Consider the following 20,664-nt stretch of genomic DNA (forward strand, 5'->3'; position numbering starts at 1 on the left):
GTCCACGACCAGCGCGAGCACCTCGGAATACCGTCACACCAGCCTTTTGACCAGCGACTTCAAGTTGGCGGAGGCTCACTGAGGGTCACATAGGCGACCTTGCCCCGGTGCTGGGTCAGGACCTTGAGGGCGGCGTCGAGTTGGGACTTGGCGTACGAGTACGTGCACGTGCCGCCCTTGATCAGCGACGCCGTGGTCTCGCCGGTGCAGCCCAGGCGTATGTGCTTCAGCCCGGGGTCGTGCTTCTTGAGCTGCGCGTAGAGCTGGTCGGTATAGGCGACGTCGGTGTCCTTGGCAGCATCCGGCTGATAACCGGATGCCAGGGAGTCACCGAGCGAGATGTAGTACGTGGCGTTACTGCTCTGGGCCGCCGTGTCGGCTGCGGCCAGTCCGGGCGTGCTCAGCACGACCGTCATCGCGGAGACGGCCAGCCCGCGGCTGAATCGCTGAAGCAATCTCATCACTTGCGTGCACTTTCCAGTTGTTGGGGGGGGGGACACCGGAGAGCAGGGAGTTGCCGAAAGGACGCGGACTATTCCGCTGCGGTTTCCGGGGACCTGCACGACGCTCCGCTGAATATGTACGTGAGTCGTCGCGGTGAGAGTGCGGGATCCGCCTTACTTCGTATCGGCGGCGCGGTGATCAATTTAGCGGGCTGAGGCTCTACTTGGGCGGAGGCTGTCGACAAGCGAGTTCCTGTTGCGACACGTGTAACCGTCAGAAAGGCGTGATCGGTCGCAATTCGGTGACACGACCGGCCGGTAACTCATCTCTGGGTGATCATCACGACGAGTTCGGCGCGCCGGAAAGTCGGCGCCTAGCGCAGTTGATGGCGGACCCCGACCGGGCCCGTAGGTCGGAGAGCGGTTCGAGTTGCTTCACCAGCCCCTCCACCTGTTCCGCTCCGATGCTGAGCCTGGTGAGGCTGCCGCGTACGGCGGCCTCGTAGGTGTCGCTGATCCGGTCGAGGAGGGCCGTGCCCTGCGCGGTAACCGCGGCGTGGGTCGCGCGTGCGTCCCTGGGGCAAGCCGAGCGGGTGACCCGTCCTTGAAGTTCCTGCCGGGTTATGGCCCGGGTGACGCGGCTTCTGGAGAATCCGAGTGCGGTGGCCACCTCGGTCATGTGGAGGAATTGGTGGGGAGATCGATGGAGTGCGGACAGGACCGCGTATTCCTCCCACGAGATGTCGAATTTCTGCTGCAGAACCCGGTTCACCGCGGTCTCGAGCAGGCGGCCGAACAGTGCGACCGTTTCGTAGGCTCGGATGTCCGTCGCGGTGGGGATTTCTTGCATGGGGGCAGGCTCGTTTCCTTAAGGTGTCCGTATGCGTGAACGAGTGCGACGGCATTGGCCTGGTTCGCGGGCTTACTGGGCCAGCGGGTCCGAAGTGGGACGCCATGGGCGGCAGAGGGCCAGGAAGCAGACCGTCGCGGCCAGCGCGAGGCCGAGCACCGACAGGGCCATGGGTAGGGCGGTGCCCTGGTCGCCGAGACCGGTGAGGGCCGGCGCGAGGGCTCCCATGAGGAACTGGGTGGTGCCCAGGAGCGCTGAGGCGCTGCCCGCCGCGTGCGGGGCGCGTTGCAGGGAAAGGGCGGTGGTGGTGGGCAGGATCATGCCGACCGGGCAGGCCGTGAAGAACAGCGCGCCGGCGATCCAGGGCAGGCCCACGTGCGTGAGGGTGGCCAGGACGACCAGGGCGGTGCCGGCGGTGGCGAGTACGGCCAGGCCCGCCCCAAGGATGCGATGCGAGGGGAAACGGCCGAGGAGCAGTTTGCCGTTGAGCTGACCGGTGGCCACCATGCCGATCGAGTTGAGGGCGAAGAGCAGGCTGTAGGTCTGCGGGGAGGCGCCGTAGACCTCTTGCAGGGTGAAGGAGGAGCCGGCGATGTAGGCGAACAGGGCGGAGAAGCCGAGGCTTCCGGTGAGCAGATAGCCCGAGAAGCGGCCGTCTTTGACGAGGTCGCGCATGGTGCGCAGGGTGTCGGGGAGCCCGCCGCGCCGGCGTTGGTGGGTCGGCAGGGTTTCGGTCTGCAGGGTCGCGGTGGCGGCGAGGATGGCCAGGCCCAGCAGGGTGAGGGTGACGAACACGCCGCGCCAGGAGGTCAGGCGCAGCAGTTGGGCACCGAGCACGGGGGCGAGGATCGGCGCGGTGCCGGAGACGAGCATCAGCGAGGACAGCAGGCGGGCGGCGCCGAGACCGTAGTACAGGTCACGGACGACGGCCCGGGCGATGACGATGCCGGCGGCGCCCGCCAGGCCCTGGACCAGGCGCATGCTGATGAGGACCGTGGGATTGGGGGCGACGGCGCACAGGAGGCTCGCCGCGATGTACACGGTCAGGCCGGTCAGGAGGGGGCGGCGTCTGCCGAGGGTGTCGCTGAGGGGCCCGATGACCAGCTGGCCCAGGGCGATCCCGGTCATGAAGGCGGTGAGGGTGAGCTGGGTGACGGTCTGTGAGACGTGGAGATCTCCGCTGACCTGAGGGAGGGCAGGGAGATAGAGGTCGATGGTGAGCGGGCCGAGCGCGGTCAGGGATCCCAGGATCAGGACGAGGGGCAGGCGGCGCGGATGGCGGTCGGGGGACGGCGCGTGGAGGGTGTCTGCTGTCCCGGCGCTGCTGGTGGGGGAGGGTTCGGACATGTCGGTTCCAGGGCTGTCGGGGAGAGCGGGCCGTGCGGACCACTGTGCTGCCGGTTCTGCACGGGCCGGTGCCGCGCGGTCGGCGCGGCACCGGCGCGGTGGGATGGGTCCTGCCGGCCGCGTCAGCGGCCGAGGCGGGCGATGAGCAGGTTGGGGTCCTTGCCGGTCATGTAGGCGGCGCTGGGGACATACACCTTGCTGCCGTGGACCGCGATGGAAGTGGGGGTCTGAAGACCGTCGGCCGGGGTGAGGACGGTGGTGTGGGTGCCGTCGGGGCGGACGAGGTCGACCTGGTTGTCGTCACGGGCGGCGAGCAGGGTGTCGCCGTGGCCGGTGAACGCGAAGTCGTCGATGGACGGCATGCCAGTGGCCCGGACCTGGATCTTTCCGGCGGTGCCCTTGGCGGTGACCGGGATACGCAGGACGGTGCCTCGGTCGAGGTTGGTGGCCCAGACGGAACCGTTGTGCAGCTTCAGGCCGTTGGCGCCGGCGAACGTGGTGGGCTCCAGCTGCGTGCCCTTGGCCCAGACGGTGGCCTTTCCGCCGCACGCGGGGAGGCGGTAGATGACGCCGTGCACGGAGTCCGTGACGTAGAGCTTGTGGGTGTGCTGGTCGAGGGCGAGGCCGTTGGGCAACCCGTCGGCGGGCAGGGCGGCGATACGGTGCGGGCGGCCACCGGGACGTACGACCCAGACGCCGGTGAGGTCCGCGGTACCGGTGGCGTAGGTGACGTACAGGGTGCCGTCGTCGGCGCGGGCGATGCCCCCGACGAACGCCTTGCCCAGGTTGGGGGTGTTCGCCTTGGCGGGGGCGGGCAGTGTGGCCAGGACGTGCGGCCGGCTGCCCGGAGTGACGCGGACGATCTGCCGGGCGAAGGAGAAGGTCAGGTACGCAGCCCCGGTGCGGTCGACGGTGATGTTCTCGGGCTGCTGCGAGGCCGCCAGCTGGAAGTGGTTGGTGATGTGCGGCGCCGAGAGGGGCTGGGTCGCTGCGGTTGCGGTGGCCGCGGAGGCCAGCAGGACCGCGGTCGCGGCGAGGGCGGTCAGGGAGGTACGGACGCGCATGGGGTGGTTCTCCTGTGGGGTTCTGCTGACGGTCCACTGCCGGCCCGTGGGGGGGGCGGGCCGGCAGTGGGGCTCGATGGGGTGCTACAGCTACGGCTACGGCTCAGGGGGCGACGATCTTGATCGTGCTCGCCCAGCCGTGGCCCGCCTCGCGGATCTGCAGAGCCATGTGCAGCAGCTGGAAGCCCTCCAGCTCGCGGGCGTGCCTGAGCGCGCCGACGTCGACCGGGTTCAGCCCGCCGGAGGTGACCAGGTCGGCGACCTGCTTACGGGCGGCCTCGTCGTCACCGGCGATGAAGACGTCGAGCACAGTGCCGTTCACCTCGCCGGCGATCAGGGTCGTGGCGAACGTGGTGTTGAACGCCTTCACGACACGGGTGCCCGGTGCGACGGTCTCGGCGATCTCTTCGGCGGCCGAGGTGCCCGGGGCGACGACGAGTGCGTCGAGGGAGGCATCGACGGGGTTACTGATGTCGACCAGCACCTTGCCGCTCAGCTGCTCTCCGTAGGTGGCGGCGAGCTGCTTGGCGGCGTCGAAGGGGACCGCGAGGACCACGATGTCCGCGGTGTCCACGGCGGATGCGTCGGCGGCGGCGATCCGGCCTTCGCCGGTCGCCTGCCCGCGCAGTTCGTCGACGAGTCGTACGGCCTTGCCGGGGTCCTTGGCGGTGACGGTGACCGTGTGTCCGCCCGCCAGAGCCCGGGTGGCGATACCCCGGGCCATGTTGCCTGCACCGACGATGGTGATCTTCATGAGAGTGGTGTCCTTCCGCCTGTACTGCGCTGCGCTCTTGTCCTGTCCTGTGCCTGGTTGCTGTCAGACGTGGACCCGCACCACGTTGAACGGGAGCTTGGGGTCGGCGATCTGGAACTGGAAGTTGACGATCAGCAGGTCGCATCCGTCGACGGCGGCCGTGGAGGGGCTGTGCATGCCGTGGCCGTGGACCGTGCGCACGAGTTCGGCCCTGGTGTAGTCGTGACTCAGCTTCAGGACGCTGATCTGACCCTCGGGGTGGTCGAGTTCGGTGACGGCGGTCAGGGTGTCCCCCCTCAGCAGCAGACCGTCGCCGGAGACGCCCTTGGCGCCGCCGAGGTCGATCGGAACGACCTGGTGAGTGCGCAGGTCGATGCGGTAGAAGGCGTAGTCGTTGTAGTCGGCGAGCAGGACGTAGCGGCCATCGCCGGTGACCACCAGGCCGTTGCCGTTGAAACCGTCGTCATAGACCATCGGGGAGTGGCTCAGGTCCGTGCCCACGTGCAGCGGCTGCTGGACCTGATTGCTCTTCAGTTCGGCGGCGGTGATGTGCCACAGCGTGGGGTGGATGGAGTCGGAGATGTAGGCGTCGCCGTTGGGGGCGAGGGCGACGTCGTTGAGGAAGACGTCGCTGCGGCCGGTGTCGAACACGTGCAGCAGGGCGCGGGTGCGGGTGTCGTAGACGAAGACCTTGCCGGTGGCGCCGCCTGCGACGATGAGCCGTCCCGAGCGGTCGGTCTTCATGCCGGCGACGGAGGTCCGTCCGTCCTTTCCGCCGGGCAGGAAGACCCTGGTCGCGCTCTGGTGGACGTCGCCGCGGTAGATGGTGCCGTCGCTGGTGCTGCCGACGTAGAAGTAGGGCGTGCCCTGCTGGCGTGCGATGCCCTCGGGGTAGGTCTTGTCGCCGGGGAGCGTGTAACTGGTCGGCAGCGGTTCTCGGTGGTGCGTGCCGGTGGCGTGATGCGGGTTCCCGCCGGAGGCGGCCAGGGCCGGGGCGGTACCACCCAGGACGAGGAGGGAGGCCACGGCTACGGCGGCGGCGCGGGGACGGAAGAGGCGGTTGTGGGACATGACGGATCTCCGGGCGTGAGTAAGTGAGCAGACCAAGGGGGTGATCAACAATGTGGGGCAATGAGCGCAGAGGACGCGGTCCGCGCGAAGTGCCCCGGATCCGCGCGGCGCGGGCGGCACACGCCGGCGGCGCTCAGTTGCCGGCCGGGAAGAGGGAGCGGTTGGCGATGTCGATGATGAACGGGCCGACGTGGGCCGGGTATTTGTCGACGATCGCCTTCTTGTACGCGTCGCCGTCGTTGCCGAGCAGCTCGCGCGCGTCGTCGAGGTAGCGGCGGATGCCCTGGTAGACCTCCGGGCCGGTGGGGGCGCCGTGGCCGGCGAGGATCGTGTCGTAGCCGGACTCGGCGGCCAGGGCGTCGACGGCCTGCTGCCAGCCGGTGATGTCGTTGTTGCCCAGGTAGAGATGGACGTCGTTGTAGACGAGGTCCTGGGCGATCAGGACGCCCTGCTCGGGCAGCTTGATGAGCAGTTCGTCGGCGGCCTCGCCACCGGAGACGGCCTCGAATACGAAGGTGACGCCGTCGATGACCTCGGTGCCCGGGATGATGGCCACGGACGGGGTGAACTCGCTGAGGGGGATGACTTGTCCGGTGGGCAGGTGGCTGTCGCCGCGGGCGATGATCTGCTCGCGCACCTGGGCCAGCGCGTGGACGGGGACACCGAAGCGGGCGGCACCGTTGTAGTGGTCCGGATGGGCGTGGGTGACGATGAGGCGGTCGATCGGCTTGCCGAGCCCCTTGGCGTAGGCGACGGCCTCGTCGGCGTAGGCGGGCAGCAGCTGGGCGTCGATCGCGATGACGCGGGCCGTGGTCTCGATTAGTTGGGTGGTGGTGTGGAAGGTGTCCGCCGGGGACATGTAGCTGTGGATGCGCACCGCGCCCTTGTCGAGGACCGTGACCGTGCCGTTCATGAGCGACTCCTGGAGGTGGAGGCGGCCCTGCGCCGCCTTGACGACCTCCACTTTCGTCGCGAAAGCGCAGGCAGGCGAGATACGCTGAAGACGCGGCATGGTAAATCGAGGACATCTGGAGATCGTGGTGCTTTACGGGGATCCTGGCGGCGCCGACCCTGCTCCGGACGGGGCCATCCTTCGCCTCGACTTCAACCCGCCCGAGGAACGGGTCCCGGGTTTCGAGATCATCGATCTCGCCACCCTGCACGAGCGACGGCGGCGGCGGGGGAGACGGCCCGACCTGGTGCACCGGGTGGACTTCCACACCCTCACCCTGATCACGGAGGGCAGCGGGGAGCATGCGATCGACTTCGTGACCTACCCCGTCCGTCCCGGCACCCTGTTGTGGGTCCGGCCGGGCCAGGTCCAGCGCTTCGTCCGGCCCGGCACCGCGAACGGCACGCATCTGCTGTTCACGTCGGCCTTTCCCCCGCACTCCAGCAGCGCCGACAGGCTGGTGAACGAGTGGTACGGGTCAGCATGCTGGCAGCTCGGCGCGAGCCCCGCGTACGCGGGGCTATCGACCCTGCTGGGCCAACTGCGCGCCGAATACGACCGCACCGGGCAGGCCGTTTCGCCGGAGATCCTCCAACTCCTGCTGGCCACCGTGCTGTTGCAGATCGACCGGCTGCCCCACCCCGACGGCGGCGCCGACCCGCACGCCGGTGGCGAGGTGTATGCCGGTGGCGAGGTGTATGCCCGCTTCCGCGCCGAACTGGAACGCTCCTACGCCACCACCCGCCGCGCCGCCGACTACGCCCACCGCCTCGGCTACACCGTCAAGACCCTCACCCGCGCCTGCACGGCCGCGACCGGACAACCCGTCAAGCACGTCATCGACGGCCGGGTCGCCCTGGAGGCCAGGCGGCTGCTGGCGCACACCGACGAGCCGGTGGCGACCATCGCGCGCAGCCTCGGTTTCCCCGAGCCCACCAACTTCGGCAAGTTCTTTACCCGCCACACCGGTGCGACGCCCGGCGCGTTCCGGCTCGCCCAGGGCCGGTAGTCAAGTCGGCAGACCCGCCGCTCAGCTGGTGCGGCATGATCTCGACGTCGAGCGACGCCGCGAACAACGCGCTGATCCTGGCCTTCGGGCGCTTGCAGGGGGCCGCGAACCGGCTGGAGTACATCCTGGGGCGGGCTCTGGAGGTGGACTGCGGTATCAGCCATCTGATGTTCGAGGTGCTGCTCATCCTGGGCAGGCCGGGGGAGCCGGGGCTGTCGATGCGGGCCGTCGCCCAGGAGCAGGTCCTCACGACAGGTGGCGCCACGCGTCTGGTGGACCGTATGGAGGCGGTCGGCCTGGTCGAACGCGTCGAGGATCCCGGTGACCGGCGCGGGAGGCTGGTGCGCCTGACGCCGCTTGGCGAGGAGACCACGGTCTCCGCGTCCCGGATCCATGTCGAGAACATCAGGCGCTACTTCCTGGCGCCCCTCCCGGTGGAGGACCGGGACCGGTTCGCCGAAGACCTTCGCATCCTGAGTCTCGCGGCACGGGACACACTGCCCCGGCTTCCCTGAGGGTTGTGGGCCGTCCCGGAGGCCCCTCCCCGCGTGCGTCGCTGCACCGGCGACGACCTCCAAGCCGCGCAGCACCTCATCGACCTGCGCCCCCGCGTCATGGCGCACGTCATCCTGGCTGTGGGCCTGCTCCCGGCGATCTTCCCCGCGCGGTCAGCGCGACCCCAAGGCGAGATGCGTCCGAATGGTCGCAAGCTTGGTCACTCCTTGACTCCGGGTTCGGGCTGGATTCATGCGCTGCGCCGACACGTGGAGCAAGGTGAATCGCCTGACAGTCGAACACGGGAATGTCTGACTAGTCAGGTACTGTTGTTCTCGGTGAACCGCTCGCACCAGGCGAGCACCTCACCCCTATGCCGAGGTTCTCGATGCAGCTCGTCTACGCCTTCGACGCCTACTGCGGCTGGTCGCACGGGTTCTCCCCGACCCTGCGCGAAGTTGTCTCCCGCCACCCGGACCTGCCCGTGGAGGTGATCTCCGGTGGCCTGTTCACCGGCTCGCGCCGGGTCCCGATCCGCGAGTTCGGCTACGTCCAGGGGGCCAACGCCCAGATCGCCGAGCTCACTGGCGCCGAGTTCGGTGAGGGGTACGACCGGCTGATCGCCGACGGCTCGTTCGTGATGGATTCCGAAGACGCGGCGCGCGGCGTCGCCGCCCTGCGCCGGGTGGCCCCCGACCGGGCGGCCGAGCTGGCCGGTGCCCTGCAGCGGGCCTTCTACGTCGACGGCCTCAGCCTGTCCGAGCCCGTCACGTACCGGAAGGTCGCCGAAGAGGCCGGCCTTGACGCCGACGCTGTCGTTTCCGCCTTCGACTCCCCCGAGGCGTACGACGCGGCGGCGGACGACTTCCGACGCTGTGCCGAGCTGGGCGTCACCGGCTTTCCCACCCTGCTCGGCGTCGACGCCGACCGCGTCGCCGTCCTGGCTCACGGTCGCGCCACCGTCGACGACGTCGACAGGCGACTCGCCGCTCTCTCCTGACTGCGCCATCCCCATCCCCGCAAGGAGCACCAAGCATGAGCACCCTCGACTTCAGCATCTTCGATCTGGACTTCCCGGCCGGCAGCAAGAACAAGACGGCCACCCTCGTCACCGGGGAGAGTGAGGTGCTGCTGGTCGACGCCGCCTTCACCCGCGCCGACGGCCACCGCCTGGCCGCGGAGATCCTCGACTCGGGCAAGACTCTGACTACCGTCTTCGTCTCCCACGCCGACCCTGACTTCTACTTCGGCGCCGAGGTGATCGCCGACGCCTTCCCCGAGGCGAAGTTCGTAGCGACGCCGATCGTCATCGAGCACATCCAGCACTCCTACCAGGGCAAGCTCAAGGCTTGGGAGGCCCTCGGCCCGAACCTGCCCACGCGCCTAGTCGACCTCGAGCCCCTGACCGGCGACCTCACCCTTGAAGGACACCGCTTCGAGCTCAAGGGCGGTCCTGCGGGACTGCCCGACCGCCATTACCTGTGGCAGGCCGAGCACCGCGCCCTCCTCGGCGGTGTCCTGCTCTTCCAGCAGGAGCACGTCTGGGTCGCCGACACCCCCACCCCCGACAACCGCGCCGCCTGGGTCACCCTGCTGGACGAGATGGCTGCCCTCCAGCCGGAACTGGTCGTCCCCGGCCACCGCCTGCCCAACGCCCCGGCCAACGCCTCCGCGATCTCCGCCACTCGCGACTATCTGCTCGCCTTCGAGGAAGAGCTGGGCAAGGCCGCCGACGGCGCCGCGCTGACCGAGGCGCTCGTCGCCCGCTACCCGGACAACGGCATGCACATCGCCGCCCAGATCGGCGCCAAGGTCGCCAAGGGCGAGATGAAGTGGGGCTGACCATGACCGACTTCGCCGCGTCCACAGCCCCCGCCGGCGTCGTACGCCGCCAGTACCTGGCCTCCGCGGCCGGTGACCTGGAGGCCCTGCGCGCCACCCTCGCCCCCGACGTGGAGTGGACGGAAATGGCCGGCTTCCCCCTGGCCGGCACCTACCGCACCCCCGACGGGGTCACCTCCAACGTCATGGAGCAGCTAGGCAAGGAGTGGGACGGCTGGACCGCCCACGACGACACTTACGTCGTCGACGGCGAGAACGTCGTCGTCCTCGCCCGCTACACGGCGGCCAACAAGGCCACCGGCAAGAACATCGACGTCCGGGTCGCCCACCACTTCGTCGTACGCGGCGGCCTGATCGTCCGCTTCGAACAGTTCGTGGACACCGCGCTCGTCCGCGACGCCATGACCGCCTGACCCTCCCGCTATCTGAGGACAGCACAGATGAACGCCACCGTCGTGCTCGTGCACGGAGCGATGCACACCCCGTGGATCTTCGACCCCCTGCGCGAACGGCTCAGCGCCCGCGGCATCGCCTCGCAGGCCGTGCAACTGCCCAGCAGCAATCCCGACAGCGCGGCGGCCCAAGGGCTGACCGAGGACGTCGAGGTCGTACGCGCCGCCGCCGCGGCTGTCGACGGACCTGTCGTGCTCGCGGCCCACTCCTACGGCGGAGTGCCCGCGACCTGGGCCGCCGCAGAGTCGGACCAGGTCGCGGAGCTCGTTTACATCGCCGCCTTCGCCCTGGAAGCGGGCACCTCGATGATGGAGTGGATGGGCGGCGACTTCCCGCCCACCTGGATCCACTCGCCCGACGGCCTGGCCGTGAAGGCGGGAGACGCCGAGGAGTCCGTCTTCAGCGGAGTCGACCCCGCCCTGACCATCGAGGCCGTCAAACGCCTCAACTGGCAGGGCATGCGTGCTTTCACCGAGAAGCTGGGCGCCGCACCGACCGAGGTGCCCCTGACGTACGTCGTGGCCACCGAGGACCCGGCGCTGCCGCCCGCGGTACAGGAACAGTGGGCGGCGCGTGCCGCCCACAGTGTCCGTGTTCCCTCCGGGCACTCCCCGCACCTGTCCCACGCCGACGAGGTAGCCGACGTTCTCGTCAAGGCCGTCGCGCGGGCCGCGTCCAACAGGTCCTAACGTCCGCACGGCTGGCTCCTGGAGTTCACCCACGCCAGGCGCCAGCCTTTCGTCATGAGACCGACAGCGCTGAGTTCTGACCACTTCGGAGCACGAACGGCGGCTGCGGGACCTCGTTCTGGCCGAGACTGGCAGCTTCGGCGTCCGCCGCGTCACCGCCACCCGCAATACGCTGCCGCGCGGCTTCGAGACCGTCGAATGGTGCCCAAGCCCGAGCTCGAGGACGTCGTGGCCGCCGCCACGGAACTTGGCCTGCCGCTGCGGGCCGTCGCTGCCCGCGCCCTGCGCCTGCGCCTGACCGGCGACCGCCGCCCTCAACGACAGCAGGAGGAGTTGGGTGAGTGACGACACCGTGGAGCAGAGTCTCCTGAACCGTATGCGGGCCATCGGCCCGGTCGCCGTCGCCTGTTCCGGCGCTGTTGACTCCGCCCCTCGTCCTGGCCGCCGCCGTACGCGCCCTCGGCCCGGAACGCGTCCTTGCCCTCACAGCCGTGTCGGAGAGTCTGGCGGTTGGTGAACTGCCTCGCCGACGACGTCGGAGTCACCCACCTGACGCCGCTCACCGGCGAACTGGGCCGTCCCGGATATCGGGCCAACGGCCGCGACCGCTGCTACTTCTGCAAGTCCGAGGTCCTGGACACCATCACCACCCTCGCCCACGATCGCGGCTTCCGCTACCACCGGGAGACAGGCGCCGAGCAGGATTGTTGAACGATGCTACGATCCTGGCTGCCAGGTTGCTGCGGCATTCGGACAGTGAGGGGAAGCCCGTGACTAGCGATGAGGACTACCGAGCACCGGCCTCCTTGGATGTCGTGCGTGACTGTGCCGTCCGAGCCAAGCAGGGTGGTATCGCTCTCATGGGTGCCTCGGACGCCGAGATCGACTCGGCGCTGCGTTGCATGGCGGAGCGTTTGGGATCGGCGCAGTCGGCTCTTATGGCCGCCAACGAGAAGGACCTCGCGGCTGCCGTCTCCGCAGGTATGTCGCCCGCGCTGCAGGATCGCTTGCGAGTGACCTCAGCGCGGTTGGAGGCCATGGCGGCGGAGCTGCGCACGCTGGCGGACACCTCGCACGAGCCGAGGGACAGGGTCGTCGAGGTGCGCCCGGACGGCCTCACCCTGGTGGAGCGCAGGCGTCCGGTCGGGGTCATCGGCGCCAACTTCGAGGCTCGTCCGAACGTCACGCTCGACATCGCGTCCCAGCTCCTCAAGTCACGCAACGCGGGTGTGCTGCGCACCGGATCGGCTGCGCTCGGCTCGTCCCGGGCCCTGGTGGATCTAGTGATCGTGCCGGCGCTCGCCGAGGCGGGGCTGGATCCGGACGCCATCCAGCTGGTGCCCAGCGAAGACCGCTCGGCGGCTTACGCGCTGGTGGCCCTGCCCGAGCTCATCCCGCTGGTCATTCTGCGCGGGAGTGGCGACAGCACCCGTGACCTCGGCCGTGAAGGCGCACGCCATGGTGTGCGGACCCTCGCCCATGCCGACGGCGGCGGAGTCCTGTACGTGGACTCGGCCGCCGCCGAAAAGACCGCGCACCAGCTGATCATCGACAGCCTCGACCGCCTGGGCGTGTGCAACCGCCTCAATCTGCTGCTCATCGACCGGCCTGTGTACGAAGAGCGGCTGCCGGGCATTCTTCAGCTCCTGCACCGCCTGGGCATCGCCGCTTCTCTTCCCCCGCACAGCCATCCGCGCGGATACGAGTGGTCACTCGACTCGGAGCGTGCGGCAACCGTGACGATCGACGCCGCCGACGGCCCGTCGGACGCGGCGCGGATCGCGAACGAGGAGACGTCCGGGCTGGCCGCCGCCATCGTGACCGACGACCCCGCCGCCGCTACCCGGTTCATCGATGCTTATGGCGGCTCCGGGGTCTTCTGGAATTCCCCCACGCGACTTCTCGACGGCTTCAAGCTGCTGCGACTGCCGGAGACAGGTATCAACATCGACCGGGTCCCCGGTCCGCGTGGGCCAGTGAGCTTCCGCGATCTGTACCTGCGGCAGTACGTGGTCGTGCCCAGCGCAGAGAATCTCGGCTAGAACCCTGGCTGCCGGAACGCCGGCCGCTCGACGGGTGACAGGCCCCCGGGGTTCGTTAGGTTTGTTGCCCGGTCATGCCCGGGTGTCCTGCCCAGTGGTGCCCGCGTCCTGGTCCAGGGATGCCAGCCTCTGACGTCGTAGTGCCTCGGCCAGCGTCTGGTGCCCGGACTGCTCGGCGTGCACGACTCTGTCGCTGGGCAGAGCGCGCTGCCACCACTCGCCGGCTGCGGTGTCGGCCGAGACACGCAGTTCGACCAGTGCGGCGCCGAGGCGACGTCGGGAGAGGTTCAGCGCGCTGGGCACGGGATCCGGCTCTGCGAGGAGAGCCGCCGTGTGTGCATGGGCGTGCTCGACGGCGGTGAGCGCGTGCTCGAGGCGGTCGCCTGCGCGCCGGTTGGTGACTGCCAGGGCTGCGGCGAAGCCGACGAGCGTGCCGACGAGAGTGTCCGTGATCCGTCCGGTGATCAGTTGGACGGAGTCCTGGGTCCGGGCGAACTCGGTGATGAGCAGGGCCATCGGGGTGACGCAGACGGTATGGAGCCAGTAGTTGGGGCCGATCAGTGCCGCGGCGGCGAAACAAGTGGCGAGGAAGCACAGCACGAGGGCCGCCGGATGCAGGTGGGCGAGCGGGACGATCACGGCGAAGACGAGGACGCCGATGAGGTTGCCGACGACCCGCTCAACTGCTCGTCGGCGGGTGAGCGTGAGGTTGGCCTGGTACAGGGAAGCGGCGGTGACGAGGGCCCAGTACGGGCGCCCGATCCCGAGGGCGAGGGAGGCGTATCCGGCAAGCGCGCAGCCGATCGCGGTGCGCACCGCGATGGGGGCGAGCAGATTGTGCTGGCTCCACCACGCCGCCCGGGGCGACGCGGTCATCTCGGCGTCGACGCCGAGGAGTTCCTCGCCGTCCGGCACCGGGCGGCCGGCGTACGGGACCGGGTCCGAGCTGCGCAGCTTGCGCGCCCAGGCCTGCAGACGCTCCGGGTCGGCATCTCCGGGGGCGGTGACGGCGGCCTCGGCACAGACGACGAGCCGTATGAGGGAGCGGCGTGTGAGGTCGCGTCGGGCGCCGGCGGCCAGCAGGCATTGCCAGGCGGCATGCACAGCTGCGGCAGCGGCAGCGCGGGCCTTGGCCTGAATTTCGGCCGTACCGCTCACGGCGGCGTACGCGGCGGCCATGTCGAGGGCGTGGGCGGTGGCGCGACGCTCAGGTCCGTGAGGGCGCAGCAGGCCGGGCGCCATGCAGACCAGCCAGGCCCAGACACCCCCCAGCAGGGCTAGCCCGATATGGCCGGGGACCTGAGCGGGAGTCTGAGGCAAGAACAGAGCGGTCGAGCTGATGAAAGTGAGGACCACACTCGCGGGCGGGCCGATGCGGGTGGCGTCGCAGACGGCCTTCTGCACGGCGGCCATGAGAGCGCCGACAGCGACCAGGACAGCTGCGTTGGTGGTGAGCGCCGCCGTGAGCAGCGCGACGGCGAGGCCACCGACCATGCCGAGCACCACCCAAGCCAGGGCCTGGTACCGGGCAGCGTAGGGGCGGTTGTGGCAGTACAGCGCGGACATGGCGCCGGCCACCGGGTACATCGCCAGGTCAAGCCTGTCCAGCACGAGCAAGGCCAGAGCGGGCAGGGCGGTAGCGGCGAGCACGCTCAGCGCGGGCTTGAACCAGATGTGGGAGGGCCGGCCGAACCGCAGTATCCCGGGGAGGGCCAGGCGGCGCAGGGCCGCACTCGTACTCATCGATTCTCTCCGTGAGATTCGCCGTCACCCGTAACGGGGGATCGGCGCTTGGGGGTGTCGTGCCGCGCGGTGAATGTGAGCCGAGACGGGGTCGAACGCCGCCGACTGTGAGCCTTCGCGCCGGGGCAAGCACCAAGAGCGGAACAATTCTCAGACGGTGGCGCACAAGCACGACCCGGCGGGCGAGGGCGTCCGCGGCAGAGGGGCGTCCCTCGACCGGCGGGTCGGTTGTCGAGCGGAGGCGTTATCGTCCGGCGGCGGCCAGAGCGCGCTCCGCGATCCGGTTGGCGGCTGCCAGGGTGGTCGTCGCCTCTTCGGTACTCCGCCGCAGGATCTCGGCGGTCGTCGACTGAATCGACTTCAGCCGGTCCTGGGACTGCTCGGGGCTCAGGTGGTGCAGTTCGACCCCGGTCCCGTACATCACTCCGCCGGCGTTGGCCACGAAGTCAGGGGCCCAAACGATTCCTGCCTTGGCGAGATCGGCGGCCACCTCGTCGGTGGCCAGCTGATTGTTGGCCGAACCGACCACTGCGCGGCAGCGCAGCGCGGCCGCCAGCTCTCTGGTGAACACTCCGCCCAATGCGCACGGCGCCAGGATCTCCGTCTCCAGCGTGTAGGCGCCGTCGAGCCCCACCCACTGCGCGCCAGCCGTCTCCGCGGCTGGGCGACGGGTGAGGTCGATGTCGGTTGCCCTGACCTGGGCCCCTGCGGCCACCAGACGTCGGGTGAGCTCCTCCCCCACTGCCCCGAAGCCGACGACGACGACGTCCCGGCCGTGCAGATCGGCGGCACCCCACAGATGCTCGGCGGTAGCCAGCATCGCGTGCTCCACGCCCGCGGCCGTGCCGAACGTCGTCGCACCCAGTCCGTTCTCGGTGGTCGAGTAGCCGCCGACGTACGGCGTGCGGCGACGGATGCGGAGCATGTCGGCGGTGCTGCTGCCCACGTCCGGAGCCACGTGGTACGCGCCGCCGAGTTCGTGCACCACTTCGGCAAGGTCCATCAGCAGCCCGTCGCGCAGCGCCTCGTCCAGCTGCTGCGGTCCGCCGGGAAGCAGCGGTACGACAGCCTTGCCGCCGCCCGTGCCGTTGCCGACGGCGGCGGCCTTGTAGGTCATGCCCCGGCTCAGCCGGAGGCAGTCGACGAACGCGTCGCCCGGGGACGCGTAGCGGGCTATGCGGACACCGCCCACCGCGGGCCCAAGGCGGGTCGAGTGGACGGCGATGATCACAGGAAGTCCGGTCCGGCGGCCTGACCGGACCACCACCTGCTCGTGATCGAGAGTTGCTTCCAGAGCTGCAGCTGACATGGAAAACCTCCATAGGCGGGCGAGAAGGCTGACTTAAGGTACCTTAAGTCAGCCTCGCCGTAGAGTGGAGCGGTGACGTCATCCCTGACTGGCCTGCTGGCCGACCGCGACAGCTGGCGGTCCGAGCGCTGTTCCGCCGCTCGCGCCCTGGAGGTGCTCGGCACCCCCGCGAACCTGCTGGTGCTGCGCGAGGCGTTCTACGGCACGACGTACTTCCAGGACTTCGTGCGGGAAACCCCGCTCAGCGAGCCCGCAATGGCTAAGCGACTCAAAGAACTCGTGGACGTCGGACTCCTGACCCGAGTGCCTTACCAGGAAGCCGGCCAGCGCACACGGCACCGCTACGAACTCACCCCGCCCGGCGAAGAGCTCATGGTCGCCTTCTTCGCCCTCATGGAGTGGGGCGACCGGCATGCCGCCCCCGACGGAGGTCCGGTACGCCTGCGGCACCGGGACTGCGGGGCACCCGTTCACCCACGGCTTTCCTGCACCGAGGGCCACATCCTGCCGCCAGGCGAGGTCGAAGTGGTCGCGGCACCCACCCTGCTGAGCACTGTGGCAGCCGACGACTGACCGATGCCACGAGTGCCCTGCCCCCCTACCGCCAGGGGCGTTACGTCCGAGTGGAGGAGGGCCATTGCGGCCGAGCAACCCTTCTGGCCGGGCGACGGACTCCTGCCGCCGCTGTGCCAGAGCGCCTGACAGCAACATGGGAGCAGAACGCTGATCAAACGGGCATGACGCGGTTCAGACAAACGCCTGCCGCCCCAGGACCGGTGTCCTGGGGCGGCAGGCTGATCAACACTTAACGCTAGCGCCGGCGGCTCACAGGTCCGTCCACGGGCGAGGCTTGCCGCCGACCAGAGGCATCCACACGGCCTGGGCGGGACCGTGCTGCTCAAGGTCTTCCAGCACGGCGGCTCCCAGCCGGACTTCGCGGGCGAGGGCCGCCATGAGCGGGTGCTGAGCCACCATCGCCTGCAGATCGCTTATCCGATTCTCCAGCCTGGCCCGGGAGGCAGCGAGCCGCGGCCGGCGTCCGCTGGAGAGCAGCAAGTCGGAGAGCGACGCGTAGCTGCACAGAGCACAGGAGCAGCGCGTGTTGCCCCGCCAGTCACCGGCACCGGGCACGGAGTCGTACGACCAGCAGTACGGCACCGGCGCGCTGGCGTGCCACTCCTTGACCGCCTCGGTCGGCCAGTCCTTGACGGGCAGCCACTCATCCACGACCCGCGCGGAGTTGGCCAGCACTGTACGGAAGGGCGGACGCTTCTTTCGGTCAGCTCCCTCGTCGCTGTGCAGACCCATGACCTTCAGGATCCGCACCGGGCGGCTGAGCTCACGCTTGAGGCGGTTGACCATCGGCGTCCAGACGCTGGAGACCACGCCCTCCTTGGCGTACTTGCGGCAGTAGGGACTGCCCATGCGCGGGAACCGCCCGTACGCCGCGATCTCCGTCAACAGGCTGCGCGGCATTGCGGTGCCGTCCGGGCCGGGCATCGTGCGGGTGACTTCGATGTGCCGGTCTGGAGGTAGCCCGAAGGCGGCACTCTGCATGGCGGCGAGCTCGGAGACGCCCGGGTAGCGGGTGCCCTCGAAGACGATCGGAGGCCACTCCAGCACTCCGAGGCTGGAGTGGTAAGAGATCACCCGGTCTTCGACGCCGGCGCTCCGGGCCGTGTCCATGAACACGGCCATCGTCACCGCGCTGTCCTTGCCGCCGGACAGCTGGGGTGCGAGCAGATCGTAGGTGGTCAGGTCGGGTACGCCGGACGAAGCGAGGGCAAGACTCGTAGCCATGGTTCCTCCAGGAACAGCGGGACAAGGACGGTGGGACTGCGACCACGACGTGTCGCAGGTGATGAGTTGGCGATGGCACGGATCGCGCAGGGGAGCAGCCCTCAGACCCCGATCGGCTCGGGGGCAGCCTGCTTGGGATAGGGCCGTTGAGTGGGGAGGCCGAGCTTGATCTGCTCCCGCTCGCGCTGGTTTCTGCCGAGCCGCCATACGTAGCGGTGCGCTCCGCGGTGCCGTACGTTGCGGGCGCCGACCGCGGCCAGGGCGTCCCGGAGCCAGACGGCCGGGTCGCATCCGGCCCGCAGCACCGGTGCTCCGAGCGCGATGAGCTGTGCTTCGGCGTACTGGTGGCCCTGCTCCTGGCGGCGGATCTTCTGCGCCGCGCGCTCGTGGAAGACGGTGCCGTCCGGCAGGACCTTCACCGTCCGGGCGGTTGCCCGGCTGACGTAGACCGCGTTCGTGGCTGCGTAGATCGTGCCGACGTGCCCAGGCATGACCAGAACTCCCGAGGCTGTCCGGCGCGGGACGGGGTCGGCGAACGAGACGACCCCGCGTACGCCGCGGGCGAGCAGGCGGTTTAGGCATTTCGCGAGGAACCACGACTCGGAATTTCCGGGGCACTCATCCAGCAGGACGAACCGCGAGCACACCAACGACTCGGTGTACGGCTCCTTCTGCGCACCGGACGAGCCCATCACCGCAGTACACGGCTGGCTTCGCCTGTAGGTCTACGGGGTGACCCATTGAGGGCGGCGGAGCAGCCCGACACCACCGACCTTCGTCGATGCCCTGCGCTATCTCGTTTACACGGCTGTGAGAACCTCCAGGGTGCTACCGCCCCGGGCTGAGGCCAAACTGGCCTCGCGGACCACGGGAGCCAAGCTGAAGGGTGACACGACACTGGTCAACCTGCTTCGCGACGCTGCGGAGGCAGCCCCGACGATGGCGGCCACATCATCAGCGGGCTGATCCGTCCCGCAGAAGAGGCCGTCAGGGATGACTCGGGGGTGCCGGTTAGCGGCGGGCGCCTCAAGGGCCGGGCGGCTCGGGGGCGGCTGCGACTGTCCGGGGTGCTTCCGGAGCGTCTGCGCCGTGATGGACGCTCGGGATGAGGCGATCGGCCAGCATAGTGGCGACGGTGCTCTTGCCTGCGCCGGGCGGACCCGTCATCACGATCACCCGTCCGTGCGGAGCAGGGATCTGGCCGGAGCTGGGCGAACTCATGCGGCTACCATGCCACTTCCGACCAACACGCTGTGCGCGATTTCAGCTCCGGCGCACAGTAGTCGGCCGCCCTTGTCGAGGTACTCCGACGTGTCGGCGAGTACGCAAGCGAGTGGTTGCCCGCGGGTTGGCCTTGCCGGCGCGGCCAGGCCGACCCGTGTAGAAGGCCCCGTCTCCGTCAGTCCCCGGCCAGGGGTGGCGGCAGGGGTTTCAGCAGGCTCATGACCACGTCGCCGCTCTCGGCGCCCGTGCTATCGGCGTCGCTGACACCGAGGGCGGCCGCGAGCTCGCCTGTGTGGAGTCTGGCTGCGGCCTCCAACAAGGTGGCGTAGGTGTCGGTTGCGGCGCGGATTCTGTGCCGTGCGACGGTGGCGAGTACCGCGGCCAGGACCGCTGCTGGCCACCACCACCAGGTCAGCGCGGCGTACAGGGCGGCCCAGCCGCCGAGCGCGGTGGCCCGGGTCAGGTCCTGCCGGGCGTCTGTGATCTGGGTTCGGGTCGTCTCCGGCATGGTGAGCCACAAATGCGGCCACAGCGTACCTATCTCCAGGTGGCGGTCCCGTTTCAGGCGTACGGCAGCGGCGTTGATGCGGTCGCCGCTCCAGGTCGGCCGTTGCGGGCGCTCGGCGGCGATACGGGTTCTTCCATGCCAGGTGGCCAGTCGGCGGTCTCGGTCCTCGTCGGTGACCGTGGCGCCGGGCCGCGCGGCAGCCCGGTACAGGTCGCTGTATTCCTTGTGCACGGCCTCCCATCGCGCCCGGCGCGAGGCGGTGCGCCGGGCGGCGAGATTGCGTGCCGGGAAGGGCCACTGGCCCCAGTCCGCGGCCAGCACCCCGCGCTCGATGGCGGAGCCGAGAGCTTGGGCGGCCAGCCCGGCGGCCGCCGCGCCGGCCAAGATCCCGGCCAACAGCAGCACTTGCCCCGCAGTGGTCGCCGCGGTCCGCGAATGGGACCAGGTGGTGATCCGGCCGCTGATGCGGCTGACGGCGACCGGATGGGTCTGGCCCAGGGCGCGGGCGCAAGCGGCGGCGGCCAGATACAGCGCACCGGGCAGGACCAACAGGGTCAGCCAGCGCTCCGCCAGTTTCTGGCCGAGCTGGCCCAGAAAACCGGTCACTGCTGCAACTCGCCCCGGGTCCACTCCATGCCGGTCAGTTCACATCTGGGAACGGCTCCCGGACCGGGCTGGGCGAAGCGCGTGCAGGGGTACTCGCGCCGGGGGCAGCGCAGCACGGGCTCGAAGGGCTCCTGCTCGACCCCGACGGGGTGAACCAGGCCACGAACACCAGCCTGGCCGTAGATGCCCAGGGAGTCGCGAGCGGTACGCAGAGCGCGATGGATCTTCTCCAGGTCGGCGGCGACATCCGTGGTGCCGACCGGATCGGCCAGCCTGGTCAGCGCCGCGCGTTGGTCATCCGAGCTCTCGGCGATGGTCCGTTCGATATACAGGCGATGTTCGCAGACATAGGCAAGCCCTCGGGCGACTTGGTCAGCGGACCGACCGGTGGCCTGGTTCACGGCGATCCCCCCAGCGTCGGCCGCCGAGCGCGGCCGGTCCGGGCCAGCATAGGCCAGAGCCG

General features: G+C 69.6%; 22 protein-coding genes and 1 pseudogene. 10 read left to right on the forward strand and 13 right to left on the reverse strand.

The annotated features are described in order from the left end of the window. Nucleotides 1–59: 59 nt before the first annotated feature. The 7 genes and pseudogenes from ACGFNV_RS36375 to ACGFNV_RS36405 form a co-directional block, all read right to left on the reverse strand. Nucleotides 60–461 carry a hypothetical protein gene (locus tag ACGFNV_RS36375; protein ID WP_393628510.1) on the reverse strand — a complete coding sequence of 134 codons (402 nt, stop codon included), beginning with the start codon at nt 459–461 and terminating at the stop codon, nt 60–62. 322 nt (nt 462–783) lie between these two features. Further along, the gene (locus ACGFNV_RS36380) at nt 784–1,293 is read right to left on the reverse strand and encodes a MarR family winged helix-turn-helix transcriptional regulator (RefSeq protein ID WP_393628512.1); all 510 of its coding nucleotides are present in this window, start codon (nt 1,291–1,293) and stop codon (nt 784–786) included. A 72-nt stretch (nt 1,294–1,365) separates the two neighbouring features. Next, nucleotides 1,366–2,640, reverse strand: coding sequence for a multidrug effflux MFS transporter (locus tag ACGFNV_RS36385; RefSeq protein WP_393628514.1), 1,275 nt, complete (start codon nt 2,638–2,640; stop codon nt 1,366–1,368). 122 nt (nt 2,641–2,762) lie between these two features. Then, nucleotides 2,763–3,704 (reverse strand): SMP-30/gluconolactonase/LRE family protein, encoded by a 942-nt coding sequence (locus ACGFNV_RS36390; RefSeq protein ID WP_393628516.1) that lies wholly within the window; start codon nt 3,702–3,704, stop codon nt 2,763–2,765. Nucleotides 3,705–3,807: 103 nt separating this feature from the next. Continuing rightward, nucleotides 3,808–4,467 (reverse strand): annotated as a pseudogene (locus ACGFNV_RS36395) (NADPH-dependent F420 reductase); the annotation flags it as partial. 54 nt (nt 4,468–4,521) lie between these two features. Next, nucleotides 4,522–5,529 carry an SMP-30/gluconolactonase/LRE family protein gene (locus ACGFNV_RS36400; protein ID WP_393628518.1) on the reverse strand — a complete coding sequence of 336 codons (1,008 nt, stop codon included), beginning with the start codon at nt 5,527–5,529 and terminating at the stop codon, nt 4,522–4,524. Between the two features lie 133 nt (nt 5,530–5,662). Further along, a complete protein-coding gene (locus ACGFNV_RS36405; protein ID WP_393628583.1) occupies nt 5,663–6,442 on the reverse strand; it encodes an MBL fold metallo-hydrolase in 780 nt (259 codons plus the stop codon). 97 nt (nt 6,443–6,539) lie between these two features. On the opposite strand from ACGFNV_RS36405, the gene ACGFNV_RS36410 reads away from it, so the two are divergent. From ACGFNV_RS36410 to ACGFNV_RS36450, 9 genes are all read left to right on the forward strand, one after another. Then, entirely contained in the window at nt 6,540–7,490 is a 951-nt protein-coding gene (locus ACGFNV_RS36410; protein ID WP_393628520.1) for an AraC family transcriptional regulator, read from the forward strand. 35 nt (nt 7,491–7,525) lie between these two features. Then, the gene (locus ACGFNV_RS36415; protein WP_393628521.1) at nt 7,526–8,005 is read left to right on the forward strand and encodes a MarR family winged helix-turn-helix transcriptional regulator; all 480 of its coding nucleotides are present in this window, start codon (nt 7,526–7,528) and stop codon (nt 8,003–8,005) included. 368 nt (nt 8,006–8,373) lie between these two features. Beyond that, a complete protein-coding gene (locus ACGFNV_RS36420) occupies nt 8,374–8,985 on the forward strand; it encodes a DsbA family protein (protein ID WP_393628523.1) in 612 nt (203 codons plus the stop codon). Nucleotides 8,986–9,020: 35 nt separating this feature from the next. Beyond that, a complete protein-coding gene (locus tag ACGFNV_RS36425) occupies nt 9,021–9,827 on the forward strand; it encodes an MBL fold metallo-hydrolase (protein WP_393628525.1) in 807 nt (268 codons plus the stop codon). A 2-nt stretch (nt 9,828–9,829) separates the two neighbouring features. Next, a complete protein-coding gene (locus tag ACGFNV_RS36430) occupies nt 9,830–10,240 on the forward strand; it encodes a nuclear transport factor 2 family protein (protein WP_393628527.1) in 411 nt (136 codons plus the stop codon). Nucleotides 10,241–10,267: 27 nt separating this feature from the next. Further along, nucleotides 10,268–10,969, forward strand: coding sequence for an alpha/beta fold hydrolase (locus tag ACGFNV_RS36435; RefSeq protein ID WP_393628528.1), 702 nt, complete (start codon nt 10,268–10,270; stop codon nt 10,967–10,969). A gap of 201 nt (nt 10,970–11,170) precedes the next feature. Further along, nucleotides 11,171–11,314 carry a hypothetical protein gene (locus ACGFNV_RS36440; protein WP_393628529.1) on the forward strand — a complete coding sequence of 48 codons (144 nt, stop codon included), beginning with the start codon at nt 11,171–11,173 and terminating at the stop codon, nt 11,312–11,314. A 165-nt stretch (nt 11,315–11,479) separates the two neighbouring features. Continuing rightward, nucleotides 11,480–11,680: a hypothetical protein gene (locus ACGFNV_RS36445; protein WP_393628531.1), complete on the forward strand. Its 201-nt coding sequence runs from the start codon at nt 11,480–11,482 to the stop codon at nt 11,678–11,680. 149 nt (nt 11,681–11,829) lie between these two features. After that, entirely contained in the window at nt 11,830–13,011 is a 1,182-nt protein-coding gene (locus ACGFNV_RS36450; protein ID WP_393628533.1) for an aldehyde dehydrogenase family protein, read from the forward strand. A gap of 72 nt (nt 13,012–13,083) precedes the next feature. On the opposite strand, the gene ACGFNV_RS36455 is transcribed toward ACGFNV_RS36450, so the two are convergent. Together ACGFNV_RS36455 and ACGFNV_RS36460 are read right to left on the reverse strand one after the other, a co-directional pair. Then, nucleotides 13,084–14,754: an FUSC family protein gene (locus tag ACGFNV_RS36455; RefSeq protein WP_393628535.1), complete on the reverse strand. Its 1,671-nt coding sequence runs from the start codon at nt 14,752–14,754 to the stop codon at nt 13,084–13,086. 244 nt (nt 14,755–14,998) lie between these two features. Beyond that, nucleotides 14,999–16,063 (reverse strand): Glu/Leu/Phe/Val dehydrogenase dimerization domain-containing protein, encoded by a 1,065-nt coding sequence (locus ACGFNV_RS36460; RefSeq protein WP_393628537.1) that lies wholly within the window; start codon nt 16,061–16,063, stop codon nt 14,999–15,001. 72 nt (nt 16,064–16,135) lie between these two features. Here ACGFNV_RS36460 and ACGFNV_RS36465 point away from each other — a divergent pair, with 72 nt between their 5' ends. Further along, nucleotides 16,136–16,636, forward strand: coding sequence for a winged helix-turn-helix transcriptional regulator (locus ACGFNV_RS36465; RefSeq protein WP_393628539.1), 501 nt, complete (start codon nt 16,136–16,138; stop codon nt 16,634–16,636). A 252-nt stretch (nt 16,637–16,888) separates the two neighbouring features. Here ACGFNV_RS36465 and ACGFNV_RS36470 read toward each other — a convergent pair whose 3' ends face one another. The 4 genes from ACGFNV_RS36470 to ACGFNV_RS36485 all read right to left on the reverse strand — a co-directional run bounded on the left by ACGFNV_RS36470 (nt 16,889) and on the right by ACGFNV_RS36485 (nt 20,602). After that, nucleotides 16,889–17,863, reverse strand: a complete 975-nt coding sequence (locus ACGFNV_RS36470; RefSeq protein WP_393628541.1) for a phosphoadenosine phosphosulfate reductase — start codon at nt 17,861–17,863, stop codon at nt 16,889–16,891. A gap of 101 nt (nt 17,864–17,964) precedes the next feature. Then, nucleotides 17,965–18,354: a hypothetical protein gene (locus tag ACGFNV_RS36475; protein ID WP_393628543.1), complete on the reverse strand. Its 390-nt coding sequence runs from the start codon at nt 18,352–18,354 to the stop codon at nt 17,965–17,967. A 908-nt stretch (nt 18,355–19,262) separates the two neighbouring features. Next, nucleotides 19,263–20,201: a hypothetical protein gene (locus ACGFNV_RS36480; protein WP_393628544.1), complete on the reverse strand. Its 939-nt coding sequence runs from the start codon at nt 20,199–20,201 to the stop codon at nt 19,263–19,265. Beyond that, nucleotides 20,198–20,602 (reverse strand): hypothetical protein, encoded by a 405-nt coding sequence (locus ACGFNV_RS36485; protein ID WP_393628546.1) that lies wholly within the window; start codon nt 20,600–20,602, stop codon nt 20,198–20,200. Before ACGFNV_RS36485 ends, ACGFNV_RS36480 begins: the two co-directional genes overlap by 4 nt. Nucleotides 20,603–20,664: the final 62 nt, after the last annotated feature.

Origin of the sequence: Streptomyces sp. NPDC048751, assembly GCF_043198595.1 — a bacterium.
Classification (GTDB): domain Bacteria; phylum Actinomycetota; class Actinomycetes; order Streptomycetales; family Streptomycetaceae; genus Streptomyces.